At 56.2% G+C, this 21,052-nt stretch carries 18 protein-coding genes, 1 tRNA gene and 1 pseudogene; 17 read left to right on the top strand and 3 right to left on the bottom strand.

All coding sequences use genetic code 11. From position 1 onward, the window contains the following. Positions 1 to 284: 284 nt before the first annotated feature. Entirely contained in the window at positions 285 to 1,334 is a 1,050-nt protein-coding gene (locus F3J24_RS02155; protein ID WP_167002318.1) for a hypothetical protein, read from the bottom strand. Positions 1,335 to 1,475: 141 nt separating this feature from the next. Between F3J24_RS02155 and F3J24_RS02160 the strand changes: the two genes are divergently transcribed. The 6 genes from F3J24_RS02160 to F3J24_RS02185 all read left to right on the top strand — a co-directional run bounded on the left by F3J24_RS02160 (position 1,476) and on the right by F3J24_RS02185 (position 6,385). Beyond that, positions 1,476 to 1,829 carry a hypothetical protein gene (locus F3J24_RS02160; protein WP_167002320.1) on the top strand — a complete coding sequence of 118 codons (354 nt, stop codon included), beginning with the start codon at positions 1,476 to 1,478 and terminating at the stop codon, positions 1,827 to 1,829. A gap of 321 nt (positions 1,830 to 2,150) precedes the next feature. Next, on the top strand, positions 2,151 to 3,362 hold the full coding sequence (locus F3J24_RS02165) for a tetratricopeptide repeat protein (protein WP_167002322.1): 1,212 nt from the start codon (positions 2,151 to 2,153) through the stop codon (positions 3,360 to 3,362). Between the two features lie 326 nt (positions 3,363 to 3,688). Further along, the gene (locus F3J24_RS02170; protein ID WP_167002325.1) at positions 3,689 to 4,414 is read left to right on the top strand and encodes a Bro-N domain-containing protein; all 726 of its coding nucleotides are present in this window, start codon (positions 3,689 to 3,691) and stop codon (positions 4,412 to 4,414) included. A gap of 123 nt (positions 4,415 to 4,537) precedes the next feature. Beyond that, positions 4,538 to 4,900: a hypothetical protein gene (locus F3J24_RS02175; protein ID WP_240154210.1), complete on the top strand. Its 363-nt coding sequence runs from the start codon at positions 4,538 to 4,540 to the stop codon at positions 4,898 to 4,900. Positions 4,901 to 4,970: 70 nt separating this feature from the next. Continuing rightward, the gene (locus F3J24_RS02180) at positions 4,971 to 5,198 is read left to right on the top strand and encodes a hypothetical protein (protein ID WP_003054634.1); all 228 of its coding nucleotides are present in this window, start codon (positions 4,971 to 4,973) and stop codon (positions 5,196 to 5,198) included. Then, positions 5,177 to 6,385 carry an Arm DNA-binding domain-containing protein gene (locus F3J24_RS02185; protein WP_167002327.1) on the top strand — a complete coding sequence of 403 codons (1,209 nt, stop codon included), beginning with the start codon at positions 5,177 to 5,179 and terminating at the stop codon, positions 6,383 to 6,385. Before F3J24_RS02180 ends, F3J24_RS02185 begins: the two co-directional genes overlap by 22 nt. A 24-nt stretch (positions 6,386 to 6,409) precedes the next feature. Here F3J24_RS02185 and F3J24_RS02190 read toward each other — a convergent pair. After that, positions 6,410 to 6,483, bottom strand: a tRNA-Gly gene (locus tag F3J24_RS02190). 626 nt (positions 6,484 to 7,109) lie between these two features. Between F3J24_RS02190 and pcaC the strand changes: the two genes are divergently transcribed. The 7 genes from pcaC (at position 7,110) to F3J24_RS02225 (ending at position 14,646) form a co-directional block, all read left to right on the top strand. Continuing rightward, a complete protein-coding gene (gene pcaC / locus F3J24_RS02195; protein WP_167002329.1) occupies positions 7,110 to 7,508 on the top strand; it encodes a 4-carboxymuconolactone decarboxylase in 399 nt (132 codons plus the stop codon). Between the two features lie 254 nt (positions 7,509 to 7,762). After that, a complete protein-coding gene (locus F3J24_RS02200) occupies positions 7,763 to 8,767 on the top strand; it encodes a tripartite tricarboxylate transporter substrate binding protein (RefSeq protein ID WP_240154211.1) in 1,005 nt (334 codons plus the stop codon). A 19-nt stretch (positions 8,768 to 8,786) separates the two neighbouring features. Next, positions 8,787 to 9,389: an amino acid synthesis family protein gene (locus F3J24_RS02205; protein WP_167002331.1), complete on the top strand. Its 603-nt coding sequence runs from the start codon at positions 8,787 to 8,789 to the stop codon at positions 9,387 to 9,389. After that, the gene (locus F3J24_RS02210; protein WP_167002333.1) at positions 9,376 to 10,182 is read left to right on the top strand and encodes an alpha/beta fold hydrolase; all 807 of its coding nucleotides are present in this window, start codon (positions 9,376 to 9,378) and stop codon (positions 10,180 to 10,182) included. The genes F3J24_RS02205 and F3J24_RS02210 overlap by 14 nt, the downstream gene beginning before the upstream one ends. Before the next feature lie 120 nt (positions 10,183 to 10,302). Continuing rightward, positions 10,303 to 11,751 (top strand): NAD-dependent succinate-semialdehyde dehydrogenase, encoded by a 1,449-nt coding sequence (locus tag F3J24_RS02215; RefSeq protein WP_167002335.1) that lies wholly within the window; start codon positions 10,303 to 10,305, stop codon positions 11,749 to 11,751. A gap of 8 nt (positions 11,752 to 11,759) precedes the next feature. Continuing rightward, positions 11,760 to 12,437, top strand: coding sequence for a GntR family transcriptional regulator (locus tag F3J24_RS02220; protein WP_370527702.1), 678 nt, complete (start codon positions 11,760 to 11,762; stop codon positions 12,435 to 12,437). Between the two features lie 472 nt (positions 12,438 to 12,909). Continuing rightward, complete coding sequence (locus F3J24_RS02225; RefSeq protein WP_240154212.1) at positions 12,910 to 14,646, top strand: phosphoethanolamine transferase; 1,737 nt, start codon at positions 12,910 to 12,912, stop codon at positions 14,644 to 14,646. A gap of 212 nt (positions 14,647 to 14,858) precedes the next feature. Here F3J24_RS02225 and F3J24_RS02230 read toward each other — a convergent pair whose 3' ends face one another. Further along, entirely contained in the window at positions 14,859 to 15,749 is an 891-nt protein-coding gene (locus F3J24_RS02230) for a LysR family transcriptional regulator (protein WP_167002337.1), read from the bottom strand. A 140-nt stretch (positions 15,750 to 15,889) separates the two neighbouring features. On the opposite strand from F3J24_RS02230, the gene F3J24_RS02235 reads away from it, so the two are divergent. From F3J24_RS02235 to F3J24_RS02250, 4 genes and pseudogenes are all read left to right on the top strand, one after another. Then, positions 15,890 to 17,086 (top strand): serine hydrolase, encoded by a 1,197-nt coding sequence (locus F3J24_RS02235; RefSeq protein WP_167002339.1) that lies wholly within the window; start codon positions 15,890 to 15,892, stop codon positions 17,084 to 17,086. Beyond that, positions 17,083 to 18,267, top strand: a pseudogene (locus F3J24_RS02240) (MFS transporter). Before F3J24_RS02235 ends, F3J24_RS02240 begins: the two are co-directional and overlap by 4 nt. Positions 18,268 to 18,554: 287 nt before the next feature. After that, positions 18,555 to 18,971 carry a VOC family protein gene (locus F3J24_RS02245; RefSeq protein ID WP_167002341.1) on the top strand — a complete coding sequence of 139 codons (417 nt, stop codon included), beginning with the start codon at positions 18,555 to 18,557 and terminating at the stop codon, positions 18,969 to 18,971. Positions 18,972 to 19,262: 291 nt separating this feature from the next. Continuing rightward, complete coding sequence (locus F3J24_RS02250) at positions 19,263 to 20,804, top strand: diguanylate cyclase (protein ID WP_370527703.1); 1,542 nt, start codon at positions 19,263 to 19,265, stop codon at positions 20,802 to 20,804. Positions 20,805 to 21,052 lie beyond the last annotated feature (248 nt).

A 21,052-nucleotide genomic window follows, 5' to 3' on the forward strand; every position in this document is an offset into this window, starting at 1 on the left:
TGCTGCACGAGCTGCAGCACCGCGACCGCCAGCGCAGTCGCCTGCTTCGCGCTATGGAAAGCAAAGCAGCTACCGCCACCCCAGCAAAGCTATCGGTAGCAAACTACTTTCAAATGCAGCTAGAGCAAGCGCAACGTGCTCACAAATTCAGAAGGCACTACTCAAACAGAAGCCCGCAAGGTTCAAGACCTGGCGGGCTTTTTTTGATCACTAACGAGCCTTGACGACCGACACCTCAGACCGCGACGAGCTGGTGCGACTGGCGGGTGAGCAGGCCCAGTTTCTTATGGAGACTCTTCGGCAGCAGTGCCCGAGGCCTTAGACCCCAATAAACGTACTGCGCGTCCCTCCAAAAGTGCTTGATTCACTGCGTCATGAAGAGACAACTTTTCATCGTTTACTGTGATATTCGGCTGCCCGTCAATCAAGGTCGTCAAATCCTTTGAAAGCGTCAACGCTGCCTTTTCTATATTGGGCTTCATCCCCGAAACATCGATATTGGACTCTTCCATCCGCTTGGTTAGCTCAAGCAATGCATCGATCGCTTCAACCTTCCTCGGCAGTCCGTTCAGCTTTCCTTCAGTCGTGTAGTTGCGGTAAACCCAAGAAGCGCTTCGCTCAATAAACGACGCCATCATCTCAACAATTCTGGTGTTTCCAAAAAGCAGTGCCCAGAGGCTTCCTGATTCCACCTTTCCAATGCGCAGTGGATGGTCAACTTCCGACACTTGAAACAACGCACAAAGCTCTGAATAAATGGATTGAAGCGCAAGCAAGCGCTCTGCAAAATCCTTGAGGCTGAAATGCTCTGGGAGAATAACAGAGATTTTAGAATCTTGACTACTTGGAACCTCTTGCGGGCCAACCGCTTCACGAACTGATGATAAAAATTCGATAAAAATAGAAATTTTTATTCTTAGACGCTGAGCAGAATCCAGCAATCGCCGAGCGTTCAATGGTATCTGCTGGCCAAGATAAATATCATATAATTCAGCAAAATTTTCGATATGCCGCTGCAAACCATCAAATGGCTGCTCATCTGCTGACCAATCTTCTTTCAATGTTTTCAGAGCGATCTGAAAGTGCTCAAGCCCTTTGAAGAATTGCCTATTACTAATCCCTACAGTGAGCTGAGGAAGATTCTTAAAGTGTTGATATAGTTTCTCCCCCGCTTTATTAATTCTATTTGTATCAGGTGCAGAAATCTCATCAAAATAACCCGATGAATTCTCCAAATATACTGATAGATCTTTTAGACCATTTATAAATGAGCCAGCAAAAGAAAGCTGTTCAAAAAATCTATCAATCGATTGCCGCAGGTTCAAGACGTTCATGAATTTTTAAATCGTTTAAATAGTTCTCAAGATCTGTCGATCCACATCTGCTTACACGCTGCATTGTGGCATCAGTCAGCAGCTCAGCCCACCAGCACATGTCACGTGGGCTTTTTTCATTTGCAGCAAGGAAAGAATCTCATGAAGCCCATCATCTGGAACCTCGTCGACTGGTGCGTGCTTGCAACCATCGTATGGGCCAACCAATGGCAAGCATCAACAGCCCAGCGCCTGCTCGAAACCGCTCATATCTGGGTATGGCTGGTCAACCTGCTCATCCTCATACAGATGCTAGGCCTGCTTATCTCGCGGAAGGAGCGAGATCACTGGCGGGCCAGACAACAGCAACGCACTCAATGGGAGCTAGTTCACAGTTGGTCAAGCATGCTCATCAGCCTCGCTGTCTTTGGCTGGGTTGGCTGGCTCTGGACTTTCGGAATACGGCTTGGTCAAGTCTTCGCACTTGAAATCATGCGAATTGAAGTGAAGTCCTAGTAGGACCCACTATCCATTCACTATTTAAGCCGCGCTGCATCACAAAGACTGCCATGGACTCCCTCTCTGCAATCGTGACTGACGACAACGCCATTTCGGATGTACTGAATTCTGATGGCGGATTCAAGTTGCGGCAGTTGGTGGACTTGTACTGCACAGCAACCGACAGCGATGCTTTTGTCTGCACGCTTTGTGCACGACCTCACTAGAGAGCAAACGACCTAGCAGCAAGGCTGTAGAGAGCGCTGCAAACCGGTCAGGCTAAGGCACAAACACTACCTCGTTACAATTGCGGTAAGAGAGACAACCAACCACATAGACATGCTTCAATTTCTGCTGAGCCTCAGCTTATGTTTGACTTTTACAGCCACTGCGGCACAGCCCTCCGAACAGCCGACTGAGATTCAGCAGCTGAAACTGCAAGTTCAAACACTCCAGGCGACGGCTCCGCAGCAGCAAGAAGATATCAAGCAGCTGCAACAGCAGACCCAGAAGCTGACAAATGACTTTGCTGTTTTTACGCAAGTCAGCAGTAAACAGCTTGACATGCAAGACAAGAGAATCAGTGACTTAAGTATCTATATAGCTTTTTTCGGTATTTTGATCACATTGGTTACTTTCGTGATCAACTTAGGCACTTACTTCACAGCGAAAGGACGCGCCAAACAAGAGGCCGAAGAGATATCCAAAAAATGGTTTGCAGATAACGGCTCTGAATTCACTGATGAAATCGATAAGCTTCGAAATAGGGTGAGCGCCATCCAAAATGAGGTGGAGGAGCACGCAAATAAAACAAAGAAGAAGATGGATGAGGACGGACAGAAAATCGCCATCGCAGCCCAATTAAAAATTATTCCCTCAGACCCTTCTTTACCATCGAAGCCATCGGATGAAGACCTGCAAACAGTCAATGATGCCAATCAAGCCCTAAAATCAAAACCAGAAAACGATTTCACAGCTGAGGATCACTTCGTTCGCGGCCTCAATGAATTCAATGCAAAACGTTTTGATTCAGCATTGATCAGTTTCGAAAAAGCTATCGATATAGCTGACACTGTCCCTGTTAGCGCAGTAAGAAATGCAGAATTTATTTTTGCACGTGCCATTACTTTAGATATGATGAACCGCACTGAAGAAGCGGTCAAGTTGTATAACCAGATTCAGCAGCGCTATGACAAGGAAACCAGCCCAGACCTACGCGATTCGGTCGCCAGAGCATTGGTAAACAAGAGTGTTGCTTTAGGTAAGCTGGGTAAAAAACAAGAAGCAATTGAACTATCCGAATATATTGCACGAATCTATGGCAACGACGACGACCCCAACCTGCGCGAACAGACCGCCAGAGCGATAGGTAATAAGGGGTTTACGCTCGCCGAGCTGGGTAAAGAACAAGAAGCAATCCAGACCTTTGAGGAAATTGTGAAACGATACGCGGATGACCCCGAGCCAGCTATACAAAGGGTTGTAGCCAATACCCGACAACTGCTCAATGAGCTTCGAGGCGATAACGAGCCAGAAGCAGAGCCAACTTAAACACCTCAATCACACAAGCCCGCACACGCGGGCTTTTTTGCGCCTAGGCATCGCTTCCGCTACACTCCACAGCGTCACGCCAGTAAAGCGTGATCGGGTTGGGAAGCCCGAAACAATCTTGCGGTGACAACAAAGCCGCACCTGAACCGCAGTCGTGCGGCTTTGTCGTCTGTGGCCCCAGTTTTATGGTGGCTCGGAGGGGGAGCCGCGAGGCTCGCCGGTTTGCCGCAGGGTTGTCCGGTCTTCCTACCCCTTCGAGTCACCGCCATTTGTTGGGAAGCGAGCGGCGGTGGTTGTAGCAAAGCACACAACCTTCGGAGGCCGTCATGGCTGACATCACTCCTTTCAACTTCGGCAGACATGCCGTTCGCGTCATCACGCGTGACCACCAGCCCTGGTTCGTCGCAAGCGACATATGCGAAGCCCTCGGATACAGCAACGCAAGCAAAGCAATCGGAGATCATCTTGACGATGATGAACGCTCGACCATAACGAATAGTGCGAGTCGAAATGGCGGCGGCAAGCTGACCATCATCAGCGAGTCCGGCCTCTACGCCCTTGTCTTGCGCAGCCGCAAACCCGAGGCGCGCAAGTTTGCCAAGTGGGTGACCAGCGAGGTGCTGCCCAGCATTCGCCAGACTGGCGGCTATGGCACCCCTCAACGCGACGTTCACCTCGTCGAGCATGCCCACCAGCTGGCCCATGCAGCCACGCTGCAGGTCTATCAGGCCGTATTTGATGCCGTGATGCTGGAAGGCGAACCGCCCCACTCCACGCGCATGCTGCTGTCTTTTACCCGCGGCGCGGGCGGTGCAATGAACCCCTATGTGCAGCCCATCGAGGCCGGTGCCATGGTGATGACGCTGGCCCAGCTGACCCAGGCCGTGCGCACCGACTTGATCGTGAGCGACACCACGCTGGCCCGACTGGCAGCAGCCTGCACCCAGCGCATGGCCACGCGTGCCGAGCTGCAGGCGCTAAAGCAGGCCCAGCCCACCCAAACCGCTAAGCCCGATCAACCCGGCCGGCAAGGCCGCCTGCAGCTACAGTAGGCTTATCAATTTCATAGCTACCAGCGCTTGATGCATCAACGCTAGAGCCTGATTTCATTCAAAACCCAGCCCGCCCGGTCCACGCCGCGCGGGCTTTTTTCATTGCCGAGACAGGAGGCATGCATGCGCCATACCGGAACGCTTTTCCTCAGCCGCACCCCGCCGCAGGCCAGCACGGCGCTGTGCGGGGCCTTTCAGTTGCAGTTGCTGCTGCTCGACCGCCTGGGCCCGCACCATACCGAGCCATGGCGTGCCACCTGGACGGGCGTGGCGGCGCAGCGCTTTTGGCAAGAGCACCATGCAGCGCTGCTGCCCGGCGCCGCCCTGGTGGTGGAGCTGGAGCGTGCCCGCATCCACACGCTGGCCTGCCGCCCGCCGCGCAGCGAGGTGCATGCACGCGTCATTCACTGCGCGCTGGTGCCGGCGCGCAGGCAGGAGCCTGCCAGCGCTTCAACGCGGCATGCACCCCCGCAGCACGCAATGTGACCCACGCAATCGATCAAGCAACCCCGAGCCCTGCCACTGAGCAGGGTTCTTCTTTTTCAGGAGGTATGACATGGACTCTTTTCTGACCGCCACCCAGCCGCCACCGGTCTTTCTGGCACCGGATCGCTTTGTCACCATCAAGATTTTTGCGGCCATCTCAGGCTTCACCGAGAAAGCCATACGCCGAAAGATCGAGAGCGGTGTCTGGATCGAGCGGCGCGAGTACTTCAGGTCGCCCGACTCGCACATTTTTATCGACCGTGAAGGAGTCCAGAAATGGGTAATGCGCGGGGTGTAGAGATCCGTGAGAGCGGCATTCGGCTCTCGTTCGCCTACCGGGGAGAGCGCATTCGCCGCACTCTCCTGGTGGAGGGCAAAGCCATTGCGCCAACGCCGGCCAATATCAAATACGCCATCCGGCTGCTTGCCGAGATCAAGCTCAAGATCCGCGCGGGCAACTTTGTGATGCGCGAGTACTTTCCGGAAGGCGGCACGGTGGCCGCCGGCACGACCGTGGCCCACCAGCTGGATCATTGGTTGTCGGTGAAGGTGGCAGAGAATTCGACGCTGGCGGGCTACCTGAGCGCGGTCAAGTTCTGGAAGCCTTTCATTGGCGAAAAGCAGGTCTCGGCCCTGAAGCATTCGGACATTCTGCGCGCCATCAAGACCCGACCGGATCTGAGCGGCAAGACCGTCAACAACTATGTGTCGGCCCTCCGATCCGCGATGGACCTGGCCGTGCTCGACAAACTGCTGAGCGAGAACCCGGTCGCTGCGGTCCCCAGCGCCAAGTGGCAGCGGGAGCCGCCCGACCCGTTCGACCGTGAGGAAGTGGAGCAGATCATCGACTACGCGCGTGCCAAATTTGCGCCCACGGTCGCCAATCTGATTGCATTCCGATTCTTCTCAGGTCTGCGCACCAGCGAGATGGTGGCCCTGCGCTGGCACAGCATCGACTGGAACAAAAAGCAGGTGCTGATCCATGAGGCGGTCGTCAAGGGTCTGCGCAAGCAGACCAAGACCAACAAGGCCCGCCTCGTGAGCCTGAACAGCCGTGCCCTGGATGCGCTGGAAAGGCAAAAAGAGCAGACCCCGAGGGCACAACTCGGCAGCCTGGCCAGCGACGTCATAAGCCAGGCCGCGCCCAAGGATTCACAAACGATCTTCGCCGACCCGACGCATGGCGAGCCCTGGGCAGATGACAAGCGGTTTCGCAACCCTTTTTGGGTGCCGATGCTTAAGGCGCTGGGCATTCGCTACCGCCCGCCCAACCATATGCGCCACACCTATGCGACGATGCTGCTTATGGCAGGTGCAACGCCGGCCTATGCAGCCAAGCAGATGGGGCATTCGGTGGAGATGTTTTTGAACGTCTATTCCAAGTGGCTGGACGACGGTCAGGGGGATATCGAGCAGGCGAAGCTGGAGTCCTTTATCGGACAAAACTCCCCAGGAACTCCCCCGAAAAAACAAAGATCGCTATAAGTCTTTGTTTTAAAAAGGCAAAGCTGGAGCGGGCGATGGGAATCGAACCCACGTTATTTGCTTGGGAAGCAAGAGTCCTACCATTGAACGACGCCCGCACAACGTTAACCGCATGATTTCATTGCAAAATCTGCCGCAAACCATTGCCTTTACTGGAAGTGACGATGTTGTGCTTCGAAAATTATAGCACAACGAAATCCTGTGAAATCCGCCTGCTTTGTGCGAATTGGCACAGGTTCTTCGGCAGCTTGTAGGTCTTGAGCACCACTGCAGAACCCCATCCACGGCGCAGGCGGACAAGCTATTGGCTAATCAAGGGCTCTGCCATGTTCACCAGTTGACGATGCCATCTGATCATCGTTATATCGATGACGCCTCGAACGCTTGATGTGACGAGCCAGGGCCATCTCGAGGAGTCCAAGGAGCAACAAACCCATACTCCCTCCGCTGCCGGCAATCAGACTCGGGCTCGCAGCAAAGGAGACGGGGACCCATATGCGAGCTTCTCTTTGTATGCCACACGCGCGGCGCAGAGCTGGGCTGAAGTGCAGCGCCTGCATGCGCAAATGCATCGGACAGTGTCTCTCCCAAAAACACAGGCACATGCACACAGCCGTGTCCGAAGACGCCTCATCATGCGTACGACCATTTCCTCGCAGTATCAGACAATGCAGCACTTCAGCTTCTTCCGGCTGTTGTCCACGCTACTTATCAAGGAAACTCAATGACCCGTCCATACTCTCCCAAGAACCAAGCCTTGTTTGACCAAGGTCTGTCCACTCGCCGCGAGGTGCTTGGCTCGGAATACGTGGATGCCTCTATCAAGAACGCATCCGACTTCAACATCGACATGCAGGAACTGGTAACCCAGTACTGCTGGGGTGATGTGTGGAATCGCCCTGGTCTGGATCGAAAGACACGCTCTTTGCTGAACCTGGCGATGATCACTGCGTTGAACCGGCCGCACGAGCTCAAGCTTCATGTACGCGGAGCCATCAACAATGGCTTGACCAAGGAAGAGATCAAGGAGGTTTTCCTCCAGACGGCAATCTACTGCGGCGTACCGGCCGCCATCGACTCGTTCCGAGTGGCCTCGGAAGTGTTCAAGGAAATGAACATCTGAGCAGCCCCTGGGTTGTGTCAATCACGCTCAAACGCATCTCCCCCAGAGCAGCAAGGCATTCACGGCTCGGCAGGAGCCGTCCAAACACATTGCAGGACGGCACGGAATCTCCTGCCTGGAATGACTTTCCTGTATGTGAGGCTGCCCAACTGAGTCCACCTCACCCCAGATCCCCTAGAAAACCCTGATCTTCTGCTCTTTTCATTTTTTGTATGTTGGTATACCATCTTATAAACAGACCAAGGAGACATGACATGACAACGCAAACCTTAGGCCGCAGAGCCTGGCTTTTGCACTCGATGCGTCGACTGCTTATTTCTGGAGCAGCCGCGGGCGCCGCCGCCAGCGTGCTGGCAGCCTATCCGGAAAGGCCCATTACCTTGATCGTGCCATTCGCACCAGGAGGCAGTTCGGACATCATTGCGAGAACCATTGCTCCTGACCTGAGCGCGAAGCTGGGCCAGTCCATCATCGTGGAAAACTATGCCGGTGCCGGTGGCGTGCTGGGCATGCAGAGAGCTGTGCGGGCCAACGCAGACGGATACAGCATCCTGCTTGGATCCGGCTCGGAGGTCTTGATCAACAAGCTGATCAACCCTTCGTTGCCATATGACGGTCAACGCGATCTGAAGCCCGTTGTTTTTGTTGGCACAGGGCCTATGGTTCTGGTGGGCAAGAAATCTCTGCCACCCAACAACATCAAAGAGCTTATTGCGTATGCCAAGGATGAAAAGAATCATCTGAATTTCGCCTCGGCAGGCAATGGCACCCCCATGCAGGTTGCAGGTGAACTGTTCAATATCAAGGCAAAGACTTCAATCACCCACGTGCCATACAAAGGCGCATCGCCAGCCTTGGTTGACATCATGGGCGGCCAGATCGAGCTGGGTGTAGCGACATTGACCGCAGCCCAGACATTCATCAAGTCCGGAAAGATCAAGGCTTACGGCCTCACTAGCCGTGAGAAGTCCCCTCTGGCTCCAGATATTCCCGCGATCGGACAAGTCCCTGGCCTGGAAGCTGTGGACCTCGGCGTCTGGTTCGGTTTGTTCGTGCCTGCAAAAACCAATGAGGCTGTCGTCCAAAAACTGGAATCCGCATCCAAAGAGGTATTGGCGAATCCAGAGGTCATCAAGAAATTGGCGGACCAGGGTGTTATTGCCTCTGGGAAATCAGCCGCCGATTTGAAAAATTTCCTATCCATTGAGTCTGAAAAATACCGTGCAGTCATCAAGGCTGCAGATATCAAGCCTCAGTAATATTCCTGGAGAATCACAAATGAAGAACCTGCAAAGCATTGGCGTCCGGAAAATCGTCGAGTATCGTGAAGACACCTTCATCGAAGGCGGTAAAAATGTCGCCACTCCCCTGCAAATGTTTGGTGTGGCAGCTGTTTTGCGCAATCCTTGGGCCGGCCGCGGATTCGAAGAAAACCTGAAGCCCGAAATCCTGGAAATTGCCCCCATTCTTGGCAAGGAGCTCACCGATCGCATCGTGGCACTTGCAGGGTCGGCGAGTCTGATCGAAGCCTACGGCAAGGCTGCCGTCGTTGGCGTCAACGGCGAGGTGGAGCATGCATCCGCACTCATTCATACCTTGCACTTCGGCAATTTCTACCGCAAGGCCGTCGGCGCCAAGAGCTACCTGAGCTTTACCAATGTGCGTGGCGGCCCCAACTGCTCTGTCGCGATTCCCATGATGCACAAGGATGACGAAGGCATGCGGTCGCACTACCTCACTTTGCAGTTCGCTATCAACGACGCGCCGGGCCCTGACGAAATCGTCGTCGCCCTGGGTGCTTCGATCGGTGGCCGCCCCCACCACCGGATTGGTGACCGATACCAGGACCTGGCAGCACTGGGCTCTAATGAAACCGTCTAATTCATCAGAGAGCCGTCAGTTCGCCGGAACCGCCTATCGGGTCTACGGCGAAGGCGAGCCTATCGTGCTGATTCATGGTGTAGGAATGGATCAGCGTTCCTGGCAGCCCCAGATAGAGGCTCTTGCCAGCAATCACCTTGTGGTGACCTATGACATGCTGGGGCACGGCGCAAGCGCCTTGCCGCCGGATAGCGTGCCATTGTCCAGCTTCGCAGAGCAGCTGCTGCAATTGCTTGAGCATCTGAGCATTCCAAGGGCCAATATCGTTGGGCATTCCATGGGAGCCCTGGTCGCCATCGAGTTCGCCCTCACCTATCCAGAGCGCACTCATCGGCTGCTGGCTTTGAATGCTGTTTTTCAGCGATCGCAAGAGCAACGTGCGGCAGTGCTGGAGCGTGCCCAGGCATTAAAGCGGCATGGAGTGGGAGCAACGGTTGACTCCACGCTTGCACGTTGGTTCGGAGAGCCAGTGCCGGAGCATTTGAGGCATGTTGCTGCGCTCTCCTGCGACATTCTCAGCGATGTCAATGCACTTGGTTATGCGCGGGCGTATCAGCTGTTTGCAACCTCTGATGATGTTCATTCGAGCAGGCTTCCAAGTCTGAACTTACCGGCTCTTTTCATGACAGGAGAATTCGACCCCAACTCAAGCCCCGCCATGTCGCTGGCGATGGCGGCGATCACTCCCAGGGCCCAGGCCCAGATCGTTCCGGGTGCTCGCCACATGATGAACTTGACCGATGCGCAACAGATCAATGAGCGCCTGCTGAGCTTCATCGCACAGACCGCCTGAGCCAATAAGACTGTCGATACAGCCTATAGGCCGGCCAGCCAATCTCCGGCAAGTGCAGTTTGCACGCCCTAGTGCTTTCAATATTCGGCCCGTATTCGGGCCATTTTTTTGAGACCCATCATGACGCATTTGAGCCGCGCACAACTACAGCAAGACCTCTGTTATATCAATGGGCAATGGACTGGTGCCGAACAAACCATTCCTGTCCACAACCCTGCCACGGGCGAGCAGATCACCAGCGTTCCTCTATTGAAGGAAGTGGAAACCCGGCTGGCCATCGAAGCGGCACACGCCGCAGGCGAAGCATGGGCTGCCACCTCACCCAAGCAGCGAGCCGGTCTTCTGCGCCGCTGGTTTGATCTGATCATCGAGCATACGGAGGAGCTTGCTCAGCTCCTTACCGAAGAAATGGGCAAGCCCATTGCCGAGGCACGCTCAGAGATCGCTTATGGAGCAGCCTACGTAGAGTGGTTTGCCGAAGAGGCAAAGCGCATCAATGGCGACCTCATTCCTGACGGACAGGCCAGCCGTATATTCACGGTCGTGAAGCAGCCAGTCGGCGTTGTCGCCGCGATAACGCCCTGGAATTTTCCGAGTGCAATGCTGGCTCGCAAGCTGGCGCCCGCCTTGGCTGCCGGTTGTACCGTAGTCGCCAAGCCCGCTGAACAGACACCGCTTTCAGCGCTGGCCTTGGCCAAGCTAGCGGAAATTGCAGGCCTGCCGGCAGGCGTCATCAACATCGTCACGGGTGACCCAGTCGCGATCGGACGCGAGCTATGCAGCAACGCGTTAGTCCGGAAAATCACTTTCACAGGATCAACCAATGTCGGCAAGCTGCTCATCCGGCAGTCTGCGGATACTGTCAAGCGCCTCAGCATGGAGCTAGGAGGCAATGCGCCATTCATCGTCTTCGATGACGCGGATCTGGAGTTGGCCGTCACGGGGGCCATGAACTCGAAGTTCAGAAATGCCGGGCAGACATGCGTATGCGCCAATCGCCTGTATGTGCATGCCAGCGTTTACAACCAATTCGTCGAGAAACTGACTGACAGGGTTCGCAAGCTTCGCGTGGGCAATGGCGCTGAAGACGTGGATATCGGACCGTTGATCGATTCCAGGGCCGTAGCGAAAGCCGCTTCACATGTCCGCGATGCCGTCGCCAAAGGCGCAACGGTACTCGTCGGTGGCGGTGTTCACTCGCTAGGAGAGAACTTCTTTGAGCCAACAGTCATCAGAGATGTGACGGCGCAAATGCTGGTAACGCAGGAAGAGACCTTTGGTCCGGTCGCACCGGTCGTCAGATTCGAAGACGAAGCAGACGTCATTCGGCAAGCCAATGCGACAGAGTTCGGCCTTGCAGGCTATTTCTACTCTTCGAACCATGCCCGAGCATGGCGCGTCGCACGGGCACTAGAATGCGGCATGGTTGGCATCAACACCGGGCTTATTTCATCCGAAGTAATGCCTTTTGGAGGCATCAAGCAGTCTGGATTCGGGCGTGAAGGATCACATTACGGAATCGACGACTATCTGATCATCAAGTCGTTGTGCCATGGCGATCTGAATTAGGAACACCTGTGCTCGACTCCCCCACGCCTTCGCTCAAAGTAGATAGGTCGGCTAAAACACTGCGAGAGCTGACGCTGGAGAAGATGCGTGAAGCAATCTTCAGCGGCTTTTTCGCGCCCGGGGAGCGCCTGGTGGAAAGAAAGCTCTGCGACCTGCTGGACGTCAGCCGTTCAGTGGTGCGAGAGGTTTTGCGCCAGCTGGAGTCTGAAGGCTTGGTCGAAACCATCTCGCATCAAGGGCCGGTTGTCGCAACCCTTGATGCCAATCGTGCTCGGCAGATCTATGATCTGCGCGCACTTCTGGAGGGACAGGCTGCACGCATTTGCGCGGAAAAAGCCACGCCAGAGACGCTTGCAGAGCTGTCGATGCGCAACCAGAGCATTCAGGACGCTTTTGAACGCGGTGAATTTGTGCTGGTCATGGAGAGAACCACCGCTTTCTATGAGCTGATGTTTCTGGGCTGCGGCCTTGAAATGGCTTGGGAAATGGTGCAATCCCTGAACGCGCGAATCAATCGACTGCGTGCCATGACCATTAGCTCGGCAGAGAGAAAAAAAGCCACGGCCCGCGAGATGCAAGCACTCGTCGAGGCCCTGCTGCGTCGAGATGCGGATGCAGCCGAGAAAGCCGCCAGGGAGCACATCAACAGGGCCGCCGAAATCGCCATCGCCAAGCTCTCCAAATAATTCGGAGTGCCAACCGGCATCAACCAGAACGTCCTTCGAAATCGGCCCGCGTGCTTGATCCAGCCGCTGGCAATAACTGCCATGGAGCGCAATTCCAGCGGGTCGACGCTCAACTCGGCTTCATGCCGAGTGCCTCCATCAATTCCCGGCCTCTGCATGAATGCCTAGTCAATGAGACGTTCCAAGGCATTCGAGCTGAGGCAATCCTCCTCAGGCGCGAGCTGTCGTGGAGCGCGCTCTCCTGGCACAGAGCGGCCTGAATGGACGCTTTTTGCAGATTCCGAGCTACGCTAGCGCCCCTGATTGGCAATTCGTTTCGGGCATCGCCAACTTCGCCCAACGCCGCTTTGCGATGAAACAAAAAATGCTAGGATCGCGCCGCTAGCGCCGACTTCAGCACCAAAGACACATAACTCCGCAGAAGTATTCGCCCACCTGATTCACAAGGCAGGTCGAAAAGCTATTGCGTTCGATGCAGCAAGAAACCTCGGGGAGTGAAGCCATCACCCCTCCAATGCTTGAAAAGCATTTTGCTGCGGTAGTGGAACTTCATGAGTTAAGTGTCTTGTCCCAAACATCCATCCCCGGTGATTCCTCTGCGTCTCACGGCATGCGCGTCTCCTGGTCAGCGCTAAGCGGCCTAGCCGCCATTGCCCTGTTCTTCATTGTTCTTGGGCATGACGGCCGACGTGTTGCACAGTTGCTGATACTCATGGTGCCTGTGCTCATCGGTCTGACCTGGCCGATGCGCAGCCCTGCCTGGCTCAAGGCGCGACGTTGGCTTTCTTTTGTCTGGGTAATGCTTTTTGCATTGGACGGCACCATGCGTGCCTATCTGATGGAGCTGTACCAGTCGTCACCAGAGGGCGCCATGGTGATTGGCGCAATGGCCAATACCAACTGGCGTGAAAGCTCCGAATATCTGTCAATGCACTGGCGCAGTGTCGCGCTGATCTGCTGCGGCCTTGCCCTGCTTGCTTTGCTGGTGTGGCATCTCACAGGGCGAACTGTATTGGCTGCCTTGCGCAAAGACAGAAGGCTGGCAGTGCTTTCCTTGATCGTGGCCCTTGTGTGTGCGCTGGCCTATTCCAGCAAGCCTTGGCGCCGGCTGCATCCTGCGATTTTCTGGACCCAATGGGTTCACTCCGCTCAAAAACTGAAAGCCAGCCTCGCCAACCAGCATGAGGAACGTGCAAGACTTCTGAATCACGCCATCCAAGCAAAGCCTTTGCTGGCAAACGCCGGGCCATCCACCGTCGTGCTGGTGCTCAGTGAAAGCATCAATCGTGACAACCTGTCGCTCTATGGCTATGACAGGCAGACAACGCCCAAGCTCCAGGAGCATCAAAGGATTTCAGGGGCCCAGATGACAGTGCTGCGCAATGCATGGTCTGTGGATGCCAGTACTCTGCCCGCAGTGCGCAACTTGTTTGGCTTCGGCGCCCCGGGCTCGACTGAGTCCCATCATCTGGTCGCGCTTGCTCGGGCATCAGGCTACAAGGTCTGGTGGATCAGCAACCACGACGATGTTGGAATCGAGCAGCAGCATGCCAGGCTGGCTGATATCGTGCAGATGGTGAATCGCACTCCCGGGCGCTCCTCTGTGTCTTTGGACGGGGAAATGGTTGATGAGCTGAAGACGGCTCTTGATGCGCCTTCCGAACGCAAGTTCATCGTGGTTCACATGCTGGGCGCCCACCCGCACTACAGCCTGCGCTACCCCAAGGGCCAGAATCCCTTTGATGATGAAGCAGATGCGATTGATGCATCGCTGAAGAACAAGGGCACCTCCTTATGGGTGCGCCGGCAACGCCAGGAATATGATGCGGCGCTGCTGTATCACGATTATGTGGTGGCGGAGACGCTGCGCCTCACCCAATCGGCGGCCTTGGCAAAAGGCAAGGTGGCGTGGATGTATCTATCCGACCATGGACAGGAAGTGGGCCATGTCCGCAACCATGCGGGACACAGCAAGAGCACCGAGGCCGGCTACCGTATTCCCGCGATTATCTGGCGCGCCCCCTCTTCGCCAAACCTGCCTGAAGACGTTGCACAGAGGCCCTTCCGCTCCGATTGGGCCGCATGGACTATCGCGGATCTGCTAGATATACGCTGGAGCAGCCAATCCCTTGAGCGCAATGTCCTGAGCAAGAACTACCGATGGGAAGAGCCACGCCTGCCAATGCCTGTGAGTTCCTTCACCAGGTGACTTTTCATTCGGTAAACGAGTGCTGAAGTACGGAAATGCAGATCTCACATAAAGCACCAGCCTAGAGCTGCTGTGCGAGTGGTCAAACAACCGACAGGAGTTTTAGACAAGCTTGGTGAAAGAAGGCCTCATAGCAATGAGCCCGAAAAAAACCCGGTCCAGTGGGGCAATCTCAGGCCAGATCTTTGCCTGGACCGAGACACTCCTGCTCATCAGTTGGAGGCAAACACCCGCGAGCACAGGAAATCCACCAAGGCTCTGACTTTGGGCGAAACATGTCTGCCTGCCGGCCACAAAATGTGGAAGACCCCCTCACGTTGCACCTGCTCAGGCATTACACGCACCAGCCTTCCGTCGGCCAGCGCCTCCCGAATGGCAAAGTCCGGCAGACAGGCAATGCCGAGCCCTTGCAGGGCAAAACATGCACGCGTCTCGATGTTGTTGCAGACCATGGATACCGGTAGTTTCGGGGGCTCGCCGTCGGCTTCTGGAGGCAGTGGCCAAGCCTCCAGCTTGCCGCTATGAGGCCAACGGAAATGCAGGCAGAGGTGGGACTGAAGGTCTTGCACCTTGCTCGGACTGCCATAGATAGCGAGGTATTCGGGAGACGCAACCAGCACCATCTTGAAATGACCGAGCTTGCGCGCCACCAAACGGGAATCGGCAGGCTCTCCGGTGCGGACCACGGCATCGAAGCCCTCTTCCACCACATCAACCAGACGATCTGAAAAATCAAGGTCCAACTGGATATCCGGATACTCGTGCATGAAATCGGCAAGCACCGGCAGCACAAGGGTACTCACCAGCGGCAGACTCACACGCAAGCGCCCTCTTGGAGCCGATGCGGCCTGAGACAGTTCTGCCTGTGCCGCTTCGATCTCTGAAAGAATGCGCCTGCTGCGCTCCAGCAGCAGCAGGCCTTCGGCGGTAGGTGCGATGCTGCGGGTGCTGCGATGAAACAGGCGCACGCCCAGTTTTTCCTCGAAGCGCGCCACGCTCTTGCCTACCGCAGAAGCGGAGACACCCAGCAAGCGGCCGGCCGCGACAAAACTTCGAGTCTCGGCGACCTGTACAAACACCGTAAATGCGTTGAGGCTATCCATGCATCGCTACTTTGCGTTTCGGCAATGTGTCTCTTGATTGCGGACATATTCGTCCTTGAAGATCGGAACTCTATCCTACTTTTTCTCGGATTACATGCCGCATAAGGTCACGGCTTCCAAGCAAAGAGGACTGTGATCCGATGACTTCTTCACTTTCCTGCACGCCTACAAGAAGCGTGCAGCACCCCATTTCCGAGCCGTCGGCACTGGTGACCGATGCAGTGCACCAAGCCCTTGCCGAGCAGCGCCTGGTGGGCGCCGTAGTGCTCGCCTATCAGCACGGCCAGATGCTGTGCCGCATGGCCGCAGGCTGGGCCGACCGTGAGGCAGGCATCGCAATGTCGGAAGACATGGTGTTCCGCTGGGCTTCGGCCAGCAAGCCGGTGATCAGCGCAGCCGTTCTGCGGTTGGTGGCCCAGGGACGCATCGCGCTGGACGAGCCCGTCACGACCTGGCTGCCAGCCTTTCGCCCCCGGCTTCCCGATGGCGGTGAGACGAACATCACGGTGCGCCAACTGCTCAGCCACACCTCAGGCCTGGGCTACCGCTTTCTGGAACCTGACGCATACGCCCCGTACGCGCGGGCTGGTGTATCGGATGGCATGGATGCGAGCGGCATCGACCTGCAGGAGAATCTGCGCCGCATTGCCAGCGTGCCGCTGCTGTATGCACCTGGCACTGGCTGGTGCTACTCCCTGGCCGTGGATGTACTAGGCGCGGTGGTTGAAGCAGTGTGCGGCATGGGTTTGCCGCAGGCCATCGAGACGCTGGTGACGCGCCCTCTGGGCATGGTCGATGCCGGCTTCACCTGCCTGGATGCGGCGCGTATGGCGACGGCTTACGTCAATGGCGCCCCGGTGCCCCATCGCTTGCAGGAGGGCGAGGTCGTGGCGCCCTTCGAAGGCACGGTGGGTATTACTTACAGCCCTTCACGCGCTTTTGATGAGCACGCATTTCCTTCCGGCGGCGCCGGCATGGTGGGCACTGCCGATGATTTGCTGCGTCTGCTGGAGGCACTGCGCACAGGTCGGGATGGCTGGATGCCCGAGCACCTGGTCGCCGAGATGGCACGGGACCAGATACAGGGGCAGGAGCTTGCCGCCGGCCCCGGCCTGGGATTCGGCCTGGGCTTTTCCGTGCTGCGCGACCCGGAACTGGCCCAGTCACCTGAGTCCCGTGGCACCTGGCGCTGGGGTGGTGCCTACGGGCATGCCTGGTGGGTGGACCGTCCCCGGGGACTGACGGTGGTTGCCATGACCAACACTTTGTATGAGGGGATGTCGGGCCGTTTTGTATCTGCATTGCGAGATGCGGTTTACCGGAGCCTTCAAGAATGAGCGCTTCTACCTCTCAAGAAAGTCTGCCCTGGGCGAACTTGCTGGCCTTGAGCATGGCTGCATTCATCACCATCCTCACTGAAGCCTTGCCCGCCGCGCTACTGCCGCAGATGGCACAAGACCTGGGAGTCTCTCAAGCCTGGATCGGCCAGACCGTGACCACCTATGCATTCGGTTCGCTGGTGGCTGCCATTCCCCTTGTGACGATGACACGCAGCATGCGCAGGCGCCCGCTGTTAATGGCTGCCGTGCTGGGTTTTGCGCTGGCCAACAGCGTGACGGCTTTGTCGGACAGTTTCAGGCTCATCATGGCTGCGCGCATCGTGGCAGGTATGGCTGCGGGAATGCTGTGGGCGCTGCTGGCGGGCTACGCCACTCGCCTGGTTGCACCGCAGTTCCGTGGTCGCGCCATTGCCGTGGCCATGGCTGGCACGCCGCTGGCTTTGTCCCTGGGCGTTCCCGCAGGCGGTTGGCTGGGATTGGCATGGGGTTGGCGCTGGTGCTTCGGCTTGGCCAGTACCCTTGCGCTGCTGCTATGGCTGTGGATGTGGCTGCGGCTTCCGGATTTTCCGGGGCAGGACCAGAAACAGCGCAAGCCCATTGCTGCCGTGATGCGCACGCCCGGCGTGCTGGCAGTATTGATGGTGGTGCTCTTCTATGTGCTTGCCCACAACATCCTCTATACCTACATCGCGCCTTTTCTGGCGGCCAGTGGAGTGCATGTCCGCATCGACCTGGCGTTGCTGGTATTCGGTATTGCGGCATTGCCTGGCATCTGGTTGACGGGGTTGTTCGTGGACCGGCATCTGCATCGCCTGTCGATGGCGAGCATTCTGCTCTTCTGCGGCGCTGTTCTGATGCTGGGGCGGCTCGTCGCTGGCCTTGGCAGCATTGGCAGTCTGGGGATTCGCCTTCGGTGGTTCAGCCACCTTGTTTCAGACCTCACTCGCGCAAGTCGCGGGGGAACAGGTCGACCTGGCCCAGTCCCTGTTAGTGACGACGTGGAACTCTGCCATCGCCGGCGGGGGTCTGGCCGGCGGACTTCTGGTCGTGGCCTGGGGGCGCAAGTCTTCCAGCCGGTGCTGCTGCTACTGCTGGGCTTTGCCGTTATCTGCCAACGGCTGCTTTCTGAATCCAGCATCAAACACCTCAAGGTGATGCAAGCTGACTACGAAAGCTGAGTCTGCTACTGCCTGGCCACATCTGTTCAGGGGCGAGGATGACGGACTTCCGCGCCTCGCCTGCTGCAACTGGCAGCCAATGCTCGGCCGTTTGACTGAGCGCGACCGAGAGACTATCAAATAGTCACAGCAAGACCACAAGCAGCTCCAATTTCTACCGGCCATGAGCAGAGTGTTCAATGTCATGCTTGGAGGTGCGGTCTGCCCGTCCCCCACTTCATTGGTTTGGAGTGAGCGTTCTCATAGTGCCTATGATTACCCCTGCCAAGTCTGCACAGGAGATCGCCATGAGCACTTTCCGCGTTCAACACATTGACCACATCGTGCTGCGCGTCAGTGACCTGGAGCAAAGCATCCGCTTCTACCAGGAAGTGCTTGGCTGCGCACTTGCAAGACGTCGTGACGACCTGGGCATGGTTCATCTTCGGGCCGGTACATCCATGATTGATCTGGTGGATATCCATGGCCCGCTTGGACGTGAAGGCGGCCCTGCGGCCTCAACAGCGCGCAGGAATATGGACCATTTCTGCCTGCGCATAGAACCATTTGATGAGTCAGCCATCCTCGCCCACTTGAGCAGTCACGGTCTCAAGGCCGAGAAAGCCGAGCAGCGCTATGGAGCGGACGGCACTGGCCCATCCATCTATTGCCACGATCCAGACGGCAATCAGCTGGAACTGAAAGGACCTGCACACCGGCATTGATAATTGAGCGAGCGCGATGCCGCAGCTCGGCGACGTTGAACAGATCAACTCTGAATCGCCAAAAGCTCACTATTCGCTGAAGAGAGCAGGCGCATCACCATTGAAAGCGCTATCGTGAAGTACTGACATTAGCAGCTTAACTCCGGGGCGCATGGATGACGATCTCGGCCACGAAATGCTTGTGGTACAGAACTAAGAGATATGGAGCAGTACCTGAAATTTACTTGCAACAGATAATTGGCAAAGGGAAACAGAGTGGATGAGATTGATGCGCTCCATTAAAGCAACAACATGAAGAACTTTCGCTGGTCGGCATTTTTCGGTCACTGCAACTTCATTCTTAGTGCCTCTTATGCAATGCCGCTGGTCGGAGGGATTGTTGCGCTATCGATGACGGCAATCTGTACTTTCGTCCTCTATCAAAGCCGCCTGGATGCGATGGAGCATGCCGTGGAGACATCGCGAGATGTTGCCCTGCTTGCAGAACATGACCTGGTTCGAAACTTCGAGCTCTATGCGCTGTCGCTGCAAGCCGTGGTCGAAGGCCTGAGCGATCCTGAATTGATGGCTGCGTCGCCCAATGTTCGCAAAGCGGCCTTGTTCGACAAGGCGGCGAGCGCTACCTATTTGGGATCCATTCTGGTGCTCAATGCGGAGGGAAAAGTCACCCTCAAAGCAGGTGCAGAGAGTCTGGTGGACGACAGCTTCTCTGATCGTGATTTTTTCAAAGCACACCAGGAAAGCTCCAACCTGGGTCTCTATGTGGGTGATCCCTATGTTTCACCGCTACATGGCGACTCGATGAGCATTCCTCTGAGTCGCAGGATTTCTCATGCGAACGGATCTTTCGCAGGCATCGTCCTGATTGATATTCAGCTGGAGTACTTCCAGAAACTATTTTCTGAACTATCGCTAGGCACACATGGATCGCTGGCGCTGATCAGAAAGGACGGGACCATGGTGATGCGGCAGCCCTATGATGCACAGGTCATAGGACGCAATATCAGTAGTGCAAGCACATTCAAGCGGTTCATGGCGGCGCCAGAGGGCAGCTTTTCGGATACGTCATATATCGACGGTGCGAGACGGTTGTATTTCTTCAAGACTTTGCCGAACCTGCCTTTCATCATCATGGTGGCAAAGGCGCATTCTGATATTTATGCGGTTTGGCGGCAAAGAACATTGCTCATTGCCTCTGTCATGGGGACGCTCACATTGGCATTCATCGGTCTGTCCTGCGCTTTTGGAGTACAGCTCAAGCGCAAAATGCGCGCGGAGGCTGAGCTGGCAATGTTGGCGCGTACCGATGGGCTGACGGGCTTGAGCAACCGCCGCAAGCTCGATGAAATCCTGGATCAAGAATGGCGAAGAGCCAGACGGCACCAAAGTGCCCTGTCATTGCTATTCGTGGATATTGACTTTTTCAAGGCCTACAACGACAACTACGGGCATCAAGCTGGCGACACCGTTCTAGCGACTGTGGCGAAATGCATTGCCAACAATATCCGCCGCCCCGGGGATAGTGCCGCTCGCTATGGAGGCGAGGAGTTCCTTGTCGTTTTGCCCGACACGTCTTCGGACGGCGCAGAATTCATTGCCGAGAATATTCGTCTCGCAATCTGCAAGCTTGCCCTTGAACATACAGAAAGCGCTTTCGGTCACATCACGGTCAGCATAGGGTGTGCCACATGGGGCCCAGAACGGGCCGATGCAGATATGGCAGTGGTGATCCGTGATGCCGACGAGGCGCTCTACAACGCCAAGATGACTGGGCGCAACAAGGTAGTCTTGTCAGCACAACGCAGATGCGGGGTGCCGCAGGCCCGCCACTGATCAGTGACGGCTGCATTCGGCCAGTTCCAGAGGTGCAAGCACAACGGTTTTCAAAACCACACTCAGCACGGTTTCCACGCCACTGCCCGAATACCCCACAGCGATCGGACGTGGTCTTGCATCCGCTCTCGCAATGCCCAAGCCCAATATCCACGCTCCAGGCACGGCGCTCTTTGTCCATTTCGCGGATTGGCAGCCGCTCAGCTTGAGAGTCTGCACCACCGCCCGGAAGCCGCATGTCTGTTGCG

The organism is Comamonas sp. Tr-654 (assembly GCF_011752915.1).
Classification (GTDB): Bacteria; Pseudomonadota; Gammaproteobacteria; order Burkholderiales; family Burkholderiaceae_C; genus Comamonas.